12 protein-coding genes are annotated in these 19079 nt (G+C 35.5%); 5 read left to right on the top strand and 7 right to left on the bottom strand.

The window, feature by feature from the left end; all coding sequences use genetic code 11:
• Window positions 1-73: 73 nt before the first annotated feature.
• The 3 genes from K4L44_12805 to K4L44_12815 form a co-directional block, all read right to left on the bottom strand.
• The gene (locus K4L44_12805; GenBank protein QZE13455.1) at window positions 74-3598 is read right to left on the bottom strand and encodes a zinc-dependent metalloprotease; all 3525 of its coding nucleotides are present in this window, start codon (window positions 3596-3598) and stop codon (window positions 74-76) included.
• 497 nt (window positions 3599-4095) lie between these two features.
• Complete coding sequence (locus K4L44_12810) at window positions 4096-4638, bottom strand: isochorismatase family protein (GenBank protein QZE13456.1); 543 nt, start codon at window positions 4636-4638, stop codon at window positions 4096-4098.
• 23 nt (window positions 4639-4661) lie between these two features.
• Window positions 4662-5270, bottom strand: coding sequence for an SIS domain-containing protein (locus tag K4L44_12815; protein QZE13457.1), 609 nt, complete (start codon window positions 5268-5270; stop codon window positions 4662-4664).
• A gap of 267 nt (window positions 5271-5537) precedes the next feature.
• Here K4L44_12815 and K4L44_12820 point away from each other — a divergent pair, with 267 nt between their 5' ends.
• Window positions 5538-7460, top strand: coding sequence for a menaquinone biosynthesis decarboxylase (locus tag K4L44_12820; GenBank protein ID QZE13458.1), 1923 nt, complete (start codon window positions 5538-5540; stop codon window positions 7458-7460).
• Window positions 7461-7493: 33 nt separating this feature from the next.
• The gene (locus K4L44_12825; protein QZE13459.1) at window positions 7494-7943 is read left to right on the top strand and encodes a hypothetical protein; all 450 of its coding nucleotides are present in this window, start codon (window positions 7494-7496) and stop codon (window positions 7941-7943) included.
• A gap of 202 nt (window positions 7944-8145) precedes the next feature.
• Here K4L44_12825 and K4L44_12830 read toward each other — a convergent pair whose 3' ends face one another.
• Window positions 8146-8682: a hypothetical protein gene (locus tag K4L44_12830; GenBank protein ID QZE13460.1), complete on the bottom strand. Its 537-nt coding sequence runs from the start codon at window positions 8680-8682 to the stop codon at window positions 8146-8148.
• Window positions 8683-9455: 773 nt separating this feature from the next.
• On the opposite strand from K4L44_12830, the gene K4L44_12835 reads away from it, so the two are divergent.
• Window positions 9456-10313 carry a GLPGLI family protein gene (locus K4L44_12835; protein ID QZE13461.1) on the top strand — a complete coding sequence of 286 codons (858 nt, stop codon included), beginning with the start codon at window positions 9456-9458 and terminating at the stop codon, window positions 10311-10313.
• A gap of 3 nt (window positions 10314-10316) precedes the next feature.
• Window positions 10317-12950 (top strand): hypothetical protein, encoded by a 2634-nt coding sequence (locus K4L44_12840; GenBank protein ID QZE13462.1) that lies wholly within the window; start codon window positions 10317-10319, stop codon window positions 12948-12950.
• A gap of 164 nt (window positions 12951-13114) precedes the next feature.
• Here K4L44_12840 and K4L44_12845 read toward each other — a convergent pair whose 3' ends face one another.
• Window positions 13115-14317, bottom strand: coding sequence for a pyridoxal phosphate-dependent aminotransferase (locus tag K4L44_12845; protein ID QZE13463.1), 1203 nt, complete (start codon window positions 14315-14317; stop codon window positions 13115-13117).
• 302 nt (window positions 14318-14619) lie between these two features.
• Here K4L44_12845 and ald point away from each other — a divergent pair, with 302 nt between their 5' ends.
• Window positions 14620-15735 (top strand): alanine dehydrogenase, encoded by a 1116-nt coding sequence (gene ald / locus K4L44_12850; GenBank protein QZE13464.1) that lies wholly within the window; start codon window positions 14620-14622, stop codon window positions 15733-15735.
• Window positions 15736-15808: 73 nt separating this feature from the next.
• On the opposite strand, the gene K4L44_12855 is transcribed toward ald, so the two are convergent.
• Together K4L44_12855 and K4L44_12860 are read right to left on the bottom strand one after the other, a co-directional pair.
• Window positions 15809-16960, bottom strand: coding sequence for a glycerol acyltransferase (locus tag K4L44_12855; GenBank protein ID QZE13465.1), 1152 nt, complete (start codon window positions 16958-16960; stop codon window positions 15809-15811).
• A 134-nt stretch (window positions 16961-17094) separates the two neighbouring features.
• The gene (locus tag K4L44_12860) at window positions 17095-19074 is read right to left on the bottom strand and encodes a helix-hairpin-helix domain-containing protein (GenBank protein QZE13466.1); all 1980 of its coding nucleotides are present in this window, start codon (window positions 19072-19074) and stop codon (window positions 17095-17097) included.
• Between the last annotated feature and the right edge of the window lie 5 nt (window positions 19075-19079).

Genomic DNA, 19079 nt, shown 5'->3' on the forward strand with positions numbered 1-19079 from the left:
ACGGATTAAAATAATAATAAAATGGAGTCACTACCGTATATCTTTTAAGATAGAAAGTAGTGACTCTTTTATTTTATTGAATAATAATTCTATGTTTTGTAATGGTATTGCCTGATTTTATCTTAACAAAATATACACCAGGAGTAAGATCCCGTACCGAAACTTGTCTTAACCCTTTTGATAGTCTCACTTGTTTCATTGTAATGCCCTCTATATTACAGATAGTAATTGTCGAAGATCCTTTTAAATGAACCGTAAATGATTCTTTTGTTGGATTAGGATAAATAACGTCCTTTTCTGAATTGTTTTGATCTATGTTCGTTGAGATTTTATCATTATCAATGACAACCGTGTAGTCTACAACCATCCCTTGGTATGTAATAGGATCGCATGCTTTTTTGTCTTTATTGCCATAATAGAGCATACATCTCATATGAGTTTGTGGTACTGCATCTGTTGGAATATTAATAGCACCACCATATGCAGAGGTTGTTCCTTGCATATAACAAGCTAGCTCTTCATCGGTAAATTTATTATCACCATTCCAGTCAATCCAAACTTTGACATAGGTACCTTCCCATTTTGGAGTAATATCTACGTAAACAATATTGGTTTCGTTGCGATTGAAATAGAAATCATTACTTGACATAATATATCCCTCTCTGTTGACATCAAAAGTTTGATTGTTAACTGAAACATTGATGATCTTTAGCCCTAAATATTTTGGCTCTACTTTCGGAATACAATAGTCATTGACTACTTTTTTAGTGACAGTAACCATATCATTTTTGGATACAGTGGAATTTTGATCCCCTGAGATGATGTCTGCTGTGACATTAAAAACCCCTTTGTGATTATATGTGACACGAGGTGGGGTGGTTCCGCTATAAGTGTATGGACTACCACCTTCGAAGGTCCAATTACATGAATTCACTACTTGGTTACTATTCAGTGAGAACTGTACCGAATTTCCCTCTTCAATATGGTAATTGTCAGCTACGATATCGACCTCTAGAGGTAATGTTGTTTCTCCTTCTCCAGCGTAAATTGGCGCGTTTGGCTTTTCATTATAACCATATGCCACAAGGTGGAAGCGTTCCCCATAGCCTTCCATCTTTCCTTTCAACCATCCGTAGTGTAATTGATCTTTAAGATAGAATTTAATCCCGATATACCCTTCGGTATTCCCCCATTTTGTATAGGAAGCATGGTATATATCTAATTGATCAGGATATTCACCTGGCTTTTGCCAATTTCTATCTTCAGAGACCACTTCACCCCTGTTTAGTCTTTGAATATTTCTTGAATCTTGTTCCGTAATACAAGCCTTATTGTAAGTCTCAAGCTTGATATGACTTTGCTTATACATCCAGTTTCCATAAGCAGGACCCTCTTCAAATAGATTAAACCATTTCCACTTATTACTACTATCAACGAGTATATCTGTTAATTCTCCAGTAATAATTCTATAAGGATCTATAAAATTCATGTGATAGACAATCTCTTCAGTATAGCTCTCCTCTCCTACGAAGGTGTTGGATTTTAGTTGAATGGTTATATCCCTATTGTCTTTCTTTTCATGTTTAATAGCTGTACCCATCCACTGAATCCATATATTTCCATCTATCACTTCAATTTTAGAAGTTAGGCCTGTTGGCACATCAGATATTTCGTAATCAGTAGTTGGTTGAAGTACTCTGTCTGAACCGATATCATATTTCGACAAGAATGTAATAGATGCTTTTGTAGAGACTGTTCCATTGTTCAAATCGCGATCCTCTTCAAAAGTATTCGTATCTTGACTATAGACTGGAAGCTGTGAATCTATTTGTCCTGCACGGATTCCTTTTGTTGGATCTGTATTAAGAGCATACTCTATTAATTCTGCTTGTGTACCAGCATTATTGATTGATACTTTCATCCAACCATAGAGGTTTTCGTTCATCTCGTTAGTCACAAAAAAACCTAAAAATGCTGTTTTCCCTTCCCAACTTCTATATTGTGATGTTATAAAATTATGCTCATTTGGATAATTCCCTCCTTCATTCCATGTTTCACTCACTTCATTAATCAACACACCTAGATTGAGTGGGGTAATATTTTCACTCTGTGATTCACAAAGAATATTTTTCTTATACGTCTCTAATCTAAGTTTTCCTTTTTCATACCAAAGACCATAGCTATTAGAGGTATTCTTAAGTGTAAAATACTCCCAAGGGTTATTTTCGTCAACCGAAATAGATAATTTATTGTGAATCATTCTGTATGGATCTCTAAATACTATAGGGATTCCAAAACCGCATTTCTCGGTGGTATTCGAAATAAGCGCTTCTCTTTTAATTTCGACCTCTATGGTAATATTATCTTCAGAGGAGTGTTTGATTGCCTTGCCTGAGAGAGAGATTTCGAAATGATTTTCATCAATCTTCTTTGTTTCGGGAACCAATCCTTGTGGAAGATTTTTAAACGTAATATTTGAACTATTCCATGGATCGGAAGTAAACTCATCTCCAATAATTTTGGCTGTAATAGTGGTTGAGAATGAACCTGTGTTTGTACTACTTTCATTAAAATTTTGCCCTTCCAAATCTACCAATGCATGTTTGGGATATAATACATTTTGGATATTTTCTTTACTCCATAAATTATTACGATGAGAAACTTTAGAGTGAAGTGCATGGTGCATTCTCTCTACTTGTCCTTTTGTAAATGCAATGGGACATTTTGCATAATCCATATAATTTTGAATCATATCTAACGATCCGCAGCTGTGATGGTCTAATTCACAACCTCCATAATAACCTGTACAGTTTGGAGTATCAGCAACTTCGTCGTCTTCATTACATGCAGACGTTTCGCCACAACTAAGCCAAGGACTCCATGTATGGTATAGGTTTAGAAAGTGTCCAATTTCATGAGTTAAGATGCGATGATATCCTTCTGTGGTTGCTCCAAAAGCCCATGAAGAGATAATAATACCATCAAGATCTGCATATTGCTCGTTGTCTGTCTGGTATGGTAGATATGCCCAAGCCGAACCATTCCCTCCATCAGAACTTCTTACAATCCAAATATTTAAATATTTTTCATGAGGCCAGCTGTTAATTCTTTTAACTTCAGGATGATCCCAGCTTCCATTAATTGTAAGAGGAGATACATCTCGCGTAATTCCCGTTGTATAATTGCCTAAAGGATCTACTTTTGCCAATCGAAACTCGATGTTTGGTATTCCTACAGAACCATTAAATCGATCCACAATCTGATTCATATCTTCATTAATTGCCGCATAATCCTTGTTGATAATTGAGAGGGCCTCCATGATTTTTTCATCAGAAATGTTCTCCACTCCATAGTCGTGAATTACGTGAAAAACAATCGGAATCACATATTTCCTATCTGCGTCTAAGTCTAGTTTTAAGGTCTTTTTCCCGTCAAACATGGATTGTTCCACTTTCTTAGAAAGTCCTGGATCTTTTGCTAGATGCTCCATAAATGCTCGATATTGATCGCTATTGGAGCAGTGCGATTTCTTTTTGGGTTGTGCAGTAGTTACTAAACTAATAGCAATCAAAAACACTAGAAAAGTAAAATTTTTCATATAGATAAATTTAGGTTGTTTAATTAAGTTATACATTTACAATAGGCGAGTTAGTGACTTTAATCATAAATACAAACATGGTTTATGTATTGAAATATTATGTTATCTTTTGATAACGTGTGTGTTAGGTGTTTATGTGGTGGTGTGTCGGATCGTTCTGTACTATTTGTGCCATTATTCATACTTGATAATGCGATGTTAAATATTGTTAAAACAGGTTTTGCGTATGACAAGGTACAAGAGGTGTGTGAAAATAAAATTTATCTCAAATTGAAGTGTTGAATGAGGCTACCTACTTAATGATATAATAGAACTGAAGTTTGCGTCCAAATAGAAAAAACTATGATGAGGTTCCAAGTTTTGTGAGTCGAAGGACTTTAAGTCACATTACAAATTAGGGTGGGGAATGATATCTCTAAATTTGTTTTAATCCCTCAAGAGAAGTCGAAATACAGAACTTCATGGACTCATATTAAATGGGTCCATGAAGAGGTGTTTTATTTGATTAATTTAGAGATCGTTTTGAATGCTGGTGCTTTGGCAGATTCTGTTAACTCAAATAGAATTGATTCAACAGTTGTTAGCATAATGCCTTCCATTTCAAATCGTTTGATTGCCATTTTTTTATTGATCTTTTTTCTTGAATCAATAGCATCGACTACCACGATGGGATTATATCCTGCATCTTTTAAATCTATTGCTGTTTGAAGAACACAGATATGAGACTCTATTCCCGTAATAATCACATTTTTTGCTTCGTTGGCATTTAGAAAACTCTGAAACATATCGTGTTTGAAACAGCTAAAGTCTGTCTTATCAAAGCTTTGGAATGCGCTTGTTTTCTCTACAATTTCTTGAACTGTTGTTCCTAGTCCTTGAGGATATTGTTGAGAAAAAATAGTGGGTATCTCCAATGCTTCTAAACCAGATATTACAATTTTATTGTTCTTAATCGTATCCTTTGCTTTTTGCATTACAGGAATCAACTTCTCCTGTAGGTCAATGATAAGTGCAACTGAATTGTCTTTTGTTATTTTCATAGTATTGATGGAAATTAAATCAGTTATTGTTTCTTTGATTGACGCTTAGATTTCTCTCCAAGATAACCTCCATGATGTCTTTTGGCATACTGTTCATTGGTGAAATTGATCTTCTTCATCATCAAATTAACCAAAATATCTCCAATAACTGTCATGGTCGTGGTCGAAGTGCTTGGTGTCAATCCTAATGGACATAACTCTTTTGGATTACCAGTAAGGAGAACAATATCTGCAACTTCTGCAAGATCGCTATCTGACTTTGATGTGATTACAATCAAAGGAAGCCCAGGATAAAGGTTTTCTGCTAAATGGACTAGTGCAACAATTTCACTAGTACGTCCTGAGTTTGATATAAGAAGAAGAACATCATTAGGTTGAATTACACCAAGATCTCCATGTTGCGCTTCACTTGGGTGAAGAAAGATAGACGGAGTTCCCGTAGAACAGAATGTCGTAGAAATATTCAAAGCAATCTGTCCTGCTTTTCCCATGCCACTGGTTACCAGTTTTCCACCAAGTTTTTGTACACGCTCTTCGATAATTAGAATGGCTTTTTCGAAGTCGTTGTCTTGTGGTATGTTTAATACTGCCTGTGCTTCACGTTGTAGTAAATCTGAAATGATATTTTTCACGTTATTACATGTATTATTATTGGTAACTATCTTATTTCCGAATTAAACACATATTCGTGCCTAATATCGTTTTGATTTTAGGCAAAAGTAAGTGAAAAAGAGTGTGTATGAAAAAGTTTATCTTATTTATTTGAGTATAAGATGAAATATTAGGAAAATAAAATGCCAAACAATCTTCATTAATTTGTACTTTTCACACTAATTATTTCTAAGTGATTAGAGACGAGTGAAACTATCAGATGATGGCGTTATTTTAAACTTATATAAATGGCATTTAGAGAATTAGCAGAGTTTGTTGATCTATTGGATCAAGAGGGTGAATTAATCAGAGTGAAAGAGTATGTAACTCCTGATATGGAGATTACGGAAATTGTGGACAGGTTCTCGAAAAGTAAGGGAGGGGGAAAGGCACTATTATTTGAAAATAATGGTACGGATTTCCCTATTCTTATCAATGCTATGGGATCTACCAAAAGAATGTCTATGGCTTTGGGATGTTTTACTCTTGATCAGGTGGGTGAGAGAATAGATAAAGTCTTCTCCGAACTAACCTCTCCTAAACTTAGCTGGATTGACAAGTTTAAAATGATTCCAACCCTAAAAAATGTATCCTCTTGGATGCCTAAACGTTCTAATAGTAGAGGGAGATGTCAAGAGAATATCTTTAAAGGTGATGACGTCGACCTTACGACGCTTCCTGTCTTAAGATGTTGGCCTGCCGATGGTGGCCCATTTATAACCCTTCCTTGTGTGGTTACGGAAGATCCAGATACCAACATACGGAATGTAGGAATGTATCGTATGCAAGTATTGGATAAGAATACTACTGGTATGCATTGGCATAAGCATAAGACTGGTGCTAGACACTACAATAGACATAAAGAATTAGGGACAAAAATGCCTGTATCTGTCGTATTAGGCGGAGATCCTTCTCTTATGTTTTCTGCGACGGCTCCTTTGCCAGATAATATTGACGAATATTTATTGGCTGGTTTCTTAAGAGATGAATCTGTAAACCTTGTTAAATGTATCACCAATGATCTATATGTCCCTGCAGATGCTGATATCATTATTGAAGGGTTTGTAGATCCTCAAGAAGAGCTTGTGTGGGAAGGACCATTCGGGGATCATACTGGATTCTACTCTTTGGCAGATTGGTACCCAAAATTTCATGTTACTTGTATTACGTATAAGGATCGTGCAATCTATCCTGCTACAATCGTAGGAATCCCACCGATGGAAGATGCATACATTCAGCGAGCATCGGAGAGAATATTCTTAGCTCCAATGAAATTGGTAATGGTTCCTGAAATATTGGATATGGATTTACCTCCAGCTGGGGTTGCCCACAATATTACTTTGGCACAAATCAATAAGACATTTTCTGGTCAAGCTCATAAAGTGGCATATAGTATGTGGGGAGCAGGGCAGATGATGTTTAATAAGGTGATGGTTATCACTGATGAGTCAGCTCCTAATGTTCATAGTTATAGACGAATGGCTCGAATAATATCTCAGAAAGTAGAAGTGTCTAGAGATATCTTTTTCTCTAGAGGGCCAATGGACGTACTTGATCACTCTTCTAATGCTTTTGCTTACGGCTCTAAAATGGGTGTCGATGCAACCGAAAAACTAGATGAAGAGTTACAAGGCTTTGATCACTGTGTGGCATTAGACAAAAAAGGAACTTTTGTGCAGCCAACTTCTATGCCTGAATATATTGTTAAGGTCAATGGAAGTCTAATTGAACAGGAGATATCTGTTATCATCATTTCTATTGACAAACGATCAAATATGGATCTAAATGATCTAAAGCAATATATTTTAAATGAAAAATCTTTCGCACTAGCCAAATTCATTGTCATTGTAGATCGTGGAGTTTGTATTGATGATTATGATTTTGTTAGTTGGTACTGTTCTGGCAATATCGATCCAATAAGAGATTGTTCTATTCATGAACCAATGGTTCCTAATGCACCTAGTCGAATGATTATTGATGGAACTAGAAAGACTTCATTACATGATAATTTTAAACGATTGTGGCCAAATCCAGTAGTTTCTGATGATGAGATGATTGAACAAATTGATATGAGATGGGAAAGTTTAGAGTTAGGCCCTTTTGTCTCTTCTCCATCACGAAAGTATAAATCTCTGATGAGAGGATCTGGTGCGGTTGCTGAAGATATATAAACTGAACAAAAACCATACTTAATTGAAATCACTATGTGGCATTCTACGAAAATCTATTTGTTTGTTGTACTATCACTTTGGTGTTCTTTATTCGCGAAAGCAGATCGTCCAAAGAACTTCCCATCCACGAGCATTTGGACCTCGGTGTGGGATACTGAAGTGAATGATGTCGCTTTTAAAAAAGTTGGAAATAAACTACAAGAAAATCTCACTGTTGAGGAACTAGTTCTTATTTTGAATAAAACATTGTTTCTTGATATTGAGGTGGTGGGATTAGAATCCGAGACATTAAAAATTAAAATTAATGACTCCGAAACACTCACAGAACATATGGGATCTAGTGGAGCAAAGACTTGTTTGGGTATTATTACTTTTACTTTGACAGAAAATTCACAAGTGAAGATGGTAGATATGGACTTCGAATATGGATCGCACGCTTCCCCTGGTGTATATTCTAGAATAAATTTTATTCAAGCTTTTTAAAATCGATTTATTCAAGCTGCTTGGTTATGAATCCGAACAAGCAGCTTGATCTATTGTATAAGATTTTGGGTGGAAACCATACAATGATTCCACTCTTTCATATTCTTTTAGAATCCTATCATACAAGAATAATCTTATCTATATATTGGTTATTTCTAAAGGGATCTGTTTTGATTTGGATGTTAGATTTGTTGCACTTTATCTATTGTATTAAAAATCCAATGGTAAGCTCTCCAAGAAAACCAATAGGTTCTTGTGTCGTAATATTTAGATCTGTATGATGCCACCATTGCTTACACCCTCCTGCTTTTCCTTCTAGGTAAAACCAATTGAAAGTACGTCGTATTCCCCATTGTAGTTTGCAATCAAATCCAATAGGATTCGTATTGTATAAATATTTGCTTTTTGTAATGTTTCTGTGTGTATAACCTATGCTCGCGATCAAAAAGCTCGCACTATTTCCCTTTATATTTCTGCCTCTTGATTCTCTTCTAAGAATGTTGTAATAGTATCGATACCCTATATCTATAGAGGGTTTAATATATGTATCACTGCCTACCCAAGAAAAATATCCTGTTGCTGTAAGGTCTAATGTTCCTTTGGTTCCTAACTTCTTTTCGTATCCAATACCTGGGGTAAGAAGGTTTATTTTAAACTGATCCATGGTTCCTCCTTCTTGCGCTTTGATGGTAAAAGAGGTAATCATCATAATGAATGCAATGAGTGTAAATATTTTCATAGTATAGTTTATTGACTCAATTTATTGTAATAAATGTTTTTAAAAGTTAAATAGATTAAAACAAATAATATGCCAAAAATCACGTTTTAGCTATATTTATGTAAAAGTGCATTCATTACATCCTTCCTATTATACACTCTTTCTCTCTTCTATTTTTTTGTGCAATCTATCTGAGATCTTCTATCTTGACTTTTATATCATATAGTCTTCTTCTGAAATCGTAGATAATGATTTTTAATTGCTCGTACAATCTTTGTCTATTGATCCTACTTTAAGCCTTACTTTGGATACCTTTCCTTTACCCTTCCTTTACCCTTTGGTTACCCTTTCTCCATCGATTGGGTAAACGAACCCTAACCAATGTGTATCGTATATGTAGCCAAAGATAGAATGAGGTCCCTATTATTAAAGGTTTGAAGGATTGTATCTATTGAGAATGAAGACACTGTCATGACTTTGTCAATGAACAGGATCTTACACAATTACTGTTAATTAATGATATTTTATGTACATTTATTGATGGTGTACCAATTAGATGGGAACTGACCTAATGTCTTTGGATGGAACTAGAATGTGTCTATACATCGATTGATTCGATGGAATAGACTCTATTGACCTTCTTAACTTATGGTATATGCGACCTGATTTTGAAATACAATATGGTGATTTGTATCCATTAAATTTGTGTTGGATTATCTTCTTGTTGCAATTCGTTATCATTTAGTTTATTCCGTTTATGAACTAGGTGTTAGAACTTACAAAATAAAATTATTATGAAAAAATTATTATTCGTTACCTTTTTCTTTATGATTGGTCATGTTTATTCTCAAACGATAGATGGAGATGTAAGTAGTCTGAGTTTTCAATTAATTGAGAAGAAGATTATTGATACGGCTAAAGTGGACATCTTTTATACTTTAGATTTCCGTAAAAATCCCAATAAACCTGATAAAATTAGTCATGCACAGACTTTTCTGCAAGTTGGTAACCATTGTAGATGTTTTAAGGACTATAATGAATTTCTTTCGGACTCTGTGAATGATGATTGTGCCGTAAAATCCCTGAGTGCGATGGAGGGAATGATGAAATACATGTCTGCTTTGAAGAGACGTAACTATTACAAAACGATTCTTTATGGTGTTCAGGAAGACCAATTAGTACGGAGACATAATATTTATCCTACGATCTATGAATATAGCGATAGTATTCCCACGTTTGAATGGGTAATTACAGAAAAGGATAGTGTCATTCTTGATTACAAATGTACAATGGCAACATGTCATTATCGAGGACGTGATTACGAAGCGTGGTTTGCAGAGGATATTTCCATGCCATATGGTCCGGATGTCTTTGGTGGCCTACCTGGATTAATTATGGATGTTCATGATACGCAATTTCATTATCATTTTCGATTAAATGGATTATATCCAGTCGAGCATCTTCAATTGATATATAAAAGAGATGGAGAGAAAGTGGTTTCTTCCACAAGATCCCGTTGTCGAAAGATTTATAAACATAGCAGAGAATTTCCTGCTCAAGCGATGCAACAAGCTTTTCCCAATGACAAATTAACGGCAGAAGATATTGCACAAATTAAGCCTAAATCATATAATCCTATGGAGTTAAAGTAAGAGATGAGAAAATATATTACGATTGTAATAGGGATAATCTGTACTTTCTCTTCAAGAGGGTATGCAGAGAAAACGAAAGGTTTAGAGGGGGTCGTGGTAGATGCTAAGAGTTTAAAGCCTATTCCCAATGTTATATGCAAGCTCTATGATGTATCGGGAAAAATGTTGGGATATTTTCTTACGGATACCAAAGGGAGCTATCATATCAAAGCGTATCCTATTGCAAAGCGTGTTACATATGCACATATGGGGTATAAAATCCATTCCATTCCTTATATAGAGGCGATGCAAGAACACCGAATTAAGTTATATACGAAAGTACAGAAAATTGCTCAAGTCACTGTTCATGTACCTCCAATAAAAGGAACAAAAGATACGATTCGATATAATATAGGGTCATTTGTAGAGAAGAAAGATCGAACAATTGGGGATGTATTGAAGAAACTTCCAGGTATTGAGGTAAGTAAGAATGGTACGGTAAAGTATCAAGGCGAAGCGATCAGTCGCTTTTATATTGAAGGGAAAGATCTTTTGGGAGGTGCTTATAATCAAGCGACCAATAGTTTGCCTGTGGATGCTGTAGCACAGGTTCAGATTATGGAGCATCACCAGCATAAACGAGCATTAGAGGGGACAGCTCCTCCGAGACAGGCGGCATTAAATGTTACTATTAAGAAGGGGCATAAGATGCGAATGTTTGGTGAGGTAAAAGGGGGTATAGGTACTCCTTGGACCTCTTGGGATAATAGTGTTTTTCTGATGAGGGTAAATCCGAAACATCAAGCACTTATTACAGGAAAGATGAATAATATAGGAAAAGATATATCGGGAGAAACGAGTAATCGATTAGATTATTCAAACCAATCAACGTTTGACCCTCTTCCTGAGGATCTTTATGGTGAATTGGTAGCACAACAGATCCCATTGCCAACATCACGATATCTGGATAACAACTCGTTATGCTTAGGGGTAAATGAACTCTTTTCGCTTTCAAAACATACCGAATTTAGAGTCAATACATCTTATTATGGGGATGCTACAGATCAGTCTTGTCTGATGTATCAGCGTTATGGTGTAGATAATCCTGTGACTGTTCAGACATTTCAACAGGGTGTTTATAAGACTAATAGGGTGGTGCCCCAGTTGCAAATTGAGCATAATGGAGACCAATTCTATCTAGAAGATAAGATGAAGGCCTCCTTTTCGTGGCAGAAACAAGACTTTAGTGTAACAAATAATGGAGTTCATCGTAAACAGGTGAATCGGCAGTCTCCTAATTTTATGGATAACACGCTAGATATGTCATTAAGAAAGGAGAAGTGGCTCTTTTCTATGCGTATGCTGTTGAGATATTATGATGGTGAAAGTAAGATGGATGTTTGGAATGCGTCTTCATCTAAGAAGGAAACTAGCCCTTGGCTACATCAAGTGGCCGATCGAAATTATTGGGTTGCCAAAGGCGAGGTTGGAATAGGTTCTCTTCATAGTAAAAGGGAACTGAAACTAAGACTACATTATCTGTTGAAACAAGATCATTTAAGTTCGATAGGAACTTATGATTTTGTGGGCAATCCTTTAGACACAAGCGTGTCGGGAGACCAAACGAAGAGTGAATATAGTCTTGGGATGACCCCATCTTATAGGTGGCGTTTTAGGGGAGGGTATGTTCATTTTGAACTTCCTTTTAAAGTTGAAAAATTGGGTTGGGAAACAAGTTCTGAGAATCAGTATCATTACTACATCTCTTATATTCCGAAGATTTATTTTAATTATGAACATTTGGATCTATGGGAGTTTCGTTTGGATGCTTCTTACGATAGTGATGTATCAAATGATTTGGTGGTAACACAAACACCGTTTTTTAAGGATTATCGAACGTTGTATAGAAATCAATCAGATATGGATCAATGGTTTGATCGCGTTTCTCGTTTTCAAACAGGAGGAAGTATTATGTATAAAGATTTGGCTACGATGTTTTTTAGTAGTTTGAGTGGAACATATTATAAGAATTGGTCTCATCAATACCATGATTATCGTTATTCTTCTCAGTTAACAGAGATACTTCCTACTTGGGGAAGCAATGAAAGTGAGTTCCTATATGTTAGTGGGATAATCGATAAGACTTTATACGGAACAGGTTTGACTTTTAAATTGAAAGGAGATTACAATAATTATAAATCGCTGTTCTCGCAAAATGGAGAACAGTTTTATAACCGTTCTCAAATAGTAACAGGAACTTTTACGACGATATTTAAGAAATATAAATGGTTCTCTTTGGATTATAACCTAGTAGGAAACTATATGTGGCAAAAGTATGAGGAGGTGGTGACAGATCCTTTGAGAAGCTTTACCCATAGAGTAGATTTTCATTTGTACCCATTTAAAACAGTTATTTTATCAATGGTAGGAGACTATACCCAGAGAGAGTTGTCTAAAGAGAGGTTTAGTAATTATTTTTTTATGGATGCAGAATTGCGATTTAGTCCTGGTAAGCGATGGGATTTTTCTTTTGTGGTGTCTAATTTATTTGATCAAGATCAATATAAGATAGGTACAGAATCTGGAGTCAACTATAGTTACATACAATTGCCATTAAGAGATAGGTCGATGAGGATGAAGGTTGCTTTAAAATTGTAACTTACAAGACAACGTGATACTGATATCTAATTATATTTATCCACGTTGTAATGGATTCAATGTTTGTGGACAATACCTTATGGACAAATTGTTGTCGAATAAAACAAAACCACTCAATAGTCCTTTTATTGAGTGGTTTTAAATACCTAAGAGAGGGATAACCCTTATTTATTCGTGCGTCCAGGATAAACTTTTAAAGCTTCTTCAAGACAGTCTAGCGCTTTTTCTAGATCTTCTACTTTTAGGACAAAGGCAATTCTTACTTCATTGATTCCTGCTCCTTCTGTTTTATAGAATCCAGTCGCTGGAGCCAACATAATGGTTTGTTTTCTGAAGGAAAATGATTCAAGAAGCCATTGACAGAACTTATCACAATGGTCTATTGGCAGTCGAACAATAGAGTAGAATGCACCTTGTGGCATTGGAGCATAGACACCATTCATGTTGTTCAGACGATTGATACAGTAGTCTCTTCTTTTCAAATATTCCTTATATACCTCTTGGATATATTCTGGAGGGGAATCGAAAGCAGCTTCCGCCACTTCTTGTCCTAATATTGGAGGACAGAGACGTGCCATTGCAAACTTTAGTATTGTATTGATCACATTTTTGTTGTGAGAAACCAAAGAACCTATTCTTACCCCACAAGCACTAAAGTGTTTTGAGACAGAATCAATCATGATTACATTCTCTTTGATATTCTCAAGCGATAGTACCGAGCAGTGTTTTTTTCCATCATAGACAAACTCATTATATACTTCATCCGATAGAAGATAAAGGTCGTGCTTTTTGACGATTAATTCTAATGCATGAAGCTCCTCCTTGGTGTATAGATAGCCAGTAGGATTGCTTGGGTTACATATAAATATTCCTTTGGTTCTATCGGTGATAACCTCTTCGAACTTCTCTATCGCAGGAAGTTTAAACCCGTCTTCCATGGTGGAGGTTACCGTTTTAATTACAATGTCTGACTCTTGTGCAAAAGAGAGGTAGTTTGCATAAAATGGTTCTGGAATAATAATTTCGTCTCCTGGATTGAAACAAGCTTTGAATGCGAAACTGATTGCCTCAGACCCACCCGTTGTCACTAAGATATTTCGTGCTTCTACATCGAGATTGTGTGATTGATAGTACTTGGCCAGCTTTGTTCGATAAGAAAGGTTTCCGGCGGAGTTGCCGTAAGGAATCAGATCAAAATCAAAGTTTTTGATTCTTTCAATAGCATGGGCGGGTGTTTTAATATCAGGTTGTCCAATATTAAGATGGAATACATGTACTCCTTTGTCTTTTGCCGCATCAGCAAAAGGGACCAACTTGCGAATAGAAGATTCAGGTAGTTGCTTTCCTCGAATTGAAATTTCTGGCATAATAATAAAATGTTTATAACAGTATATACTCTTAATTTTAGAGTACTAAAAAGTGTTATACGACATGAATAACCGAACAAAGGTAAGTTATAATTTTGCGACTTCAAATTCGTATTTCTTACCATTTATCCTTTATCCTCTTCAAAATCAGATTATTTGTAGTGTTTTTGGTGAAAAAAGTTTCAATGAATGAATAGAACGTTTAGTCTGTTTTTTTTGTCCTTAAAATGGACCTAATAAAAATCATATATTGAGAAATAGATGACGCTTACTTTTGAGATATCGCTTAAAAATAATACGCTATGATTATAGGAGTTCCAAAGGAGATTAAAAATAACGAAAACAGAGTTTCGTTAACCCCAGCAGGGGCTGCAGAGATGATCAAATATGGTCATACTGTATATGTACAACATACTGCGGGTATGGGAAGTGGTTTCGAAGATAAAGAGTTCGAAGCTGCTGGTGCAACTATTCTACCTACGATTGAAGAGGTGTATAAGATTGCTGAAATGATTATTAAGGTGAAAGAACCTATTGAATCAGAATATGCTCTTATACGTGAAGGACAGCTTGTTTATACCTATTTCCACTTTGCTTCGTGTGAACCTTTGACACATGCTATGATTAAGCAGAAAGGAGTTTGTTTGGCTTACGAAACTGTTGAACTTGACGATAGATCGCTGCCTCTTTTAGTCCCTATGTCTGAAGTTGCAGGGCGTATGTCTATTCAAGAGGGTGCAAAATATCTTGAGAAACTTTTTGGTGGTAGAGGAGTTTTGATGGGTGGTGTTGCTGGTGTTCCACCTGCAAAAGTATTGGTTATCGGTGGTGGTATTGTAGGTACAGAAGCGGCAAAAATGGCTGCAGGACTTGGTGCTGACGTGACCATAATGGATGTTAACCTTAAGCGTCTAAGGTATTTGGATGATGTGATGCCAGCAAATGTGAAGACTATGATGTCAAACGAATATAATATTCGTCATATGGTTCAATCACATGATGTAATTGTTGGTGCAGTCCTTATTCCTGGTGCTGTAGCTCCAAATTTGGTTACAAAAGATATGTTGCCAACCATGCAGAAAGGGACTGTTTTAGTAGATGTAGCAATCGATCAAGGAGGTTGTATCGAGACTACATATCCTACGACACATGATAATCCAGTATTTGAAATAGATGGCGTGATTCATTACTCTGTAGCAAATATGCCTGGTGCTGTGCCTCGCACATCTACTTTGGCTTTAACCAATGCGACATTGCCTTATGCAATTAAATTGGCAAATAAAGGTTGGAAAACTGCTTGTAAAGAAGATCCAGCACTTAAATTAGGTCTTAATATTGTGGATGGACAGGTTGTTTATCAAGGTGTATCAGAAGCTTTTGATCTGCCTTACTGCGACGTAGATAAGGTGTTAGTATAATTAAATAGTTCTAAATTAGCATAACCATAGTAGTTTAAAAAAGCACATCGTGAGATGTGCTTTTTTATTTTGATTAAAGATATTTAAAGTCTATCTTACTTTGTACTGGGTTGGAATACATCTGAAGCCAAAGTTCCAATGCTTCATTATGGTGTTCTTTAATGATGCTTAAGCTCTCTTTTGTAAGCTTCTCAAACTTTTCGATATCCTTGGTGGTATATTCATTGCTAAAGCGATCCGTTTTATTCAATTGATCAAATGCAATGAAGTTAAAAGGCCATAGTTTGTAATTCTCGATGATGGCCTGATCCATAAGTTCTGCAACTATTTTCAGTTGTTTGTTTTTATTTTTCAGGTCTTCAATCTCACTGAGCTTTTTGTTTAAAGGCTCCCCGAATTGGAATACTATTCGTCCTTTATTCTTTACAATACCAGCCCCCATGCTTTTAAGATCTTCTCCTGGGCCCTTTTTGTAGTCAGGCTCATGTCTTTTTCGAAGAAGCTCAAGAACCTTTAATTCGCCACAAGGCTCAATCTCATAAGAAAGAGATATAGGAATCACATCAAGATCGATAAATCCTTGTTTTACGGTGCTATCAGGGTTGCTGATGTTGAGCATTTTTAGAAGTGCTACTTGTGTTCTATCTACTCCGTCTTTGCTTCTTCCCTCTTTTTGAGCAATCCATACAGAACGGTTAAGTTCTAGAATATTGGTACGGATATAATTGGAAAGTGTTTCAGAAGCTTCCATCATCTGTTTGACAGGAATATCTCTTTTTACAACAAAACTTCGGTTCAATTTCACAAGATCCGTGATCCATTTGTAAATAAGAAGGTTGCTTCCAATGGCGATCTCTGTTGCTCTAAAATCTTGTTTAATAATACCGACATTTAGTAGTGCCGGGTCTAGAACAATATCTCTGTGATTCGAGATAAAGACATGACTCTTCTCTGTATCGAAACGCTCTTTTCCAAGGAGTTGAAATCCATCAGAAGACATTTTAGCAACTTTGTCTACTAATGGTCGTATAATTTCATATTGAAATTGCTCCACTGTATTGACTGAAGCAAATATTTCAAGAATTGCCTTTTTTTCGTTCTGATCAGGGAATATTGAGTCAATGACTTTCAAGAATGTTTCATCTTGAAGTAATTCGGAAATCACTGACTTAAGTTCGTGATCTCTATATGGCCTTATCTCTTCAAATTTGTTTTTAAAATCCATAAACTTAATTTGGTATACAGGGAAATAATATTCCTCAAAATTTTGACAAAAATAATAATAAATAACTGTTTGCCATATCAATTGATAAACAGTCGTGTCAATATTTATGTTTCGTTTGACATTTGTGTCTATTCTTATAGCTTGTATTGTAGGAAAAGCCCGTAATTGCGGTTTTCTACTTTTTGAGTATTGTATCTATTATTCGATGTTTTATTTTTCTTAATATATCTAGAGTAGTCTATTTTTGCAGCAATTTTAAAGTGTTTTGATATTTTGACTCTTTCAAGAAGTGTAAACTTAACCCCTTTGCCATAAAAGAATGGGATGGAGAGATCATATGGTATGCTATTTTCATATGAGTATATGCGAGATTGAAAGGATTCGGTTTGAAATAGAGATATCTGGATTATTGATGCTCTTTTGTCATTCGGTGTGATCTTGGTGTTTATCTTGCTATATAAACCACTCTCTTTAGATGTTTCCAATTGGACATGAGTCCATTGTCCCTCTAAACCACATTGAATGTGTTTGGATAATTTTTTGTCCGTTTGAATACGAATATTATTATATCTGTATTGATATGGTATCGCACGATGGTTGATGCGATGACTTTTATGATAATGTTTATAGGTGTGTCTAATCTGAATAATGGAAGAAGGCGAAAGAATATAGTTTGCAGTTGTGGCGGATTGTATTGACTTGGTGTTTTTTATTTGATGATAATTATAAGGTTGTAACTCGGAGAAATAGGAGCAATGATTTTCAAGTTTAAGAGATTTATTTAATTCATATATTTGGCAAAGGAAAAATCCTTTTTCGTTCTTACAACTGCTATGAATAGCATACCCTTTACCGTAGGGCATAAAAAAGGATGTTGGATAACTGCGGTATCCAATGGTAAATTGATATTGAGGGATTGCTGCTACATAGAGCCCATGAATATGGCCTATGTTTTTTAAAGGGTCTTTAGCTATTTCTCCAAAGAGGTGAAATTTTTTGAAAGTGAAATGGTAGCTGGCACCTCCAATAAGGAATTCTTTATATGGATTTTCATTGATAGATTGGATCGTGTTTCTCTTTTGTAGTGGTAAACTGTATTTTCCTGAGTGGACATAACCTATTATTTTGCAAAACGTATTGGTGTATTCTACTGCTCCACCATATGCAGTTTCTTTGATACTATTGTGATTATTTTTTTGTGTACTCGAGATGTGAATTCCATTCGATATCAAGGAGGAGAAGTAATTTTTTCCTGAAAGACTATGTATTGAAGCGTCTCTTTTTTTTGAAGAAAAATATCCCAATATTCGAAATTTGGATATCTGTTTGTCTATGGCGACTCCTCGGAAAAAGTTGTTTTCATCAGCTTGCGCATAACCTCTTATTTGGTTTAGATTATGTATCATGGCACTAGGAGAGTGATTGGAGTAAAATGAAGCATTCGATAATCCTAATCCTTGACCATAATCTGGTTTGAAGTCTCCAATAATTATTTTTGTACGATGGGTGTTGTATTGAATAAATCCACTTAAATGATCGTAGAAAGGCCTACTCTCCCCGTAATCAGACTCACCAATTCCTTTGATTATTAAGTTTTGAGAGGATAGAATGAATCTACTTTGCTTTTTTAGATATCTCCATGTGTCTTTCTTTGAATCCCCTTTCTTTGCTTTATCTTTCAATAGGATTGCTACATGCCCTTTCCAATATCTATTGGATTGTTTATGATGTATCGTGTCGAAGGAGATAAAATGGGATATTATTTTGGTTTTTATTGGATCTAGAGAGAGGATAATGGAGAGTTCTCTGATAGTATAGATCGTCTTGTATTTGGTGCGATATTGTATGATGTTTTGAATATCAATAGGGCTGAAGAAAGGAAATGATTCGAGGATTTTCTTCTGTGCATTATTAATGTCTAAAGGAGTATAAAGCCATTGTTGAAGCGAATTGAAGGATAGTGGGTTCTCTTCGGCTAAGGGAAGTTCAGTGATGTAATATCTTGAATAGTTGTCATAATCTATTTCTAGATTCTTTTGTCTTTGAATCTCTTGTGCAGAGATGTTTGTAATATAGAAAAAACAAATAACGATAAATAAATAATTTCCCCTCATTCCTT

It is taken from the genome of Prolixibacteraceae bacterium (assembly GCA_019720755.1).
GTDB classification, from domain to species: domain Bacteria; phylum Bacteroidota; class Bacteroidia; order Bacteroidales; family Prolixibacteraceae; genus Halosquirtibacter; species Halosquirtibacter laminarini.

Excerpts from the sequence above, each read along its gene's own strand:
- K4L44_12805 (QZE13455.1), bottom strand. The coding sequence starts at position 3,598 with ATGAAAAATTTTACTTTTCTAGTGTTTTTGATTGCTATTAGTTTAGTA.
- K4L44_12810 (QZE13456.1), bottom strand. The coding sequence starts at position 4,638 with ATGAAAATAACAAAAGACAATTCAGTTGCACTTATCATTGACCTACAG.
- K4L44_12820 (QZE13458.1), top strand. The coding sequence starts at position 5,538 with ATGGCATTTAGAGAATTAGCAGAGTTTGTTGATCTATTGGATCAAGAG.
- K4L44_12825 (QZE13459.1), top strand. The coding sequence starts at position 7,494 with ATGTGGCATTCTACGAAAATCTATTTGTTTGTTGTACTATCACTTTGG.
- K4L44_12830 (QZE13460.1), bottom strand. The coding sequence starts at position 8,682 with ATGAAAATATTTACACTCATTGCATTCATTATGATGATTACCTCTTTT.
- K4L44_12835 (QZE13461.1), top strand. The coding sequence starts at position 9,456 with ATGAAAAAATTATTATTCGTTACCTTTTTCTTTATGATTGGTCATGTT.
- K4L44_12840 (QZE13462.1), top strand. The coding sequence starts at position 10,317 with ATGAGAAAATATATTACGATTGTAATAGGGATAATCTGTACTTTCTCT.
- K4L44_12845 (QZE13463.1), bottom strand. The coding sequence starts at position 14,317 with ATGCCAGAAATTTCAATTCGAGGAAAGCAACTACCTGAATCTTCTATT.
- ald (QZE13464.1), top strand. The coding sequence starts at position 14,620 with ATGATTATAGGAGTTCCAAAGGAGATTAAAAATAACGAAAACAGAGTT.
- K4L44_12855 (QZE13465.1), bottom strand. The coding sequence starts at position 16,960 with ATGGATTTTAAAAACAAATTTGAAGAGATAAGGCCATATAGAGATCAC.
- K4L44_12860 (QZE13466.1), bottom strand. The coding sequence starts at position 19,074 with ATGAGGGGAAATTATTTATTTATCGTTATTTGTTTTTTCTATATTACA.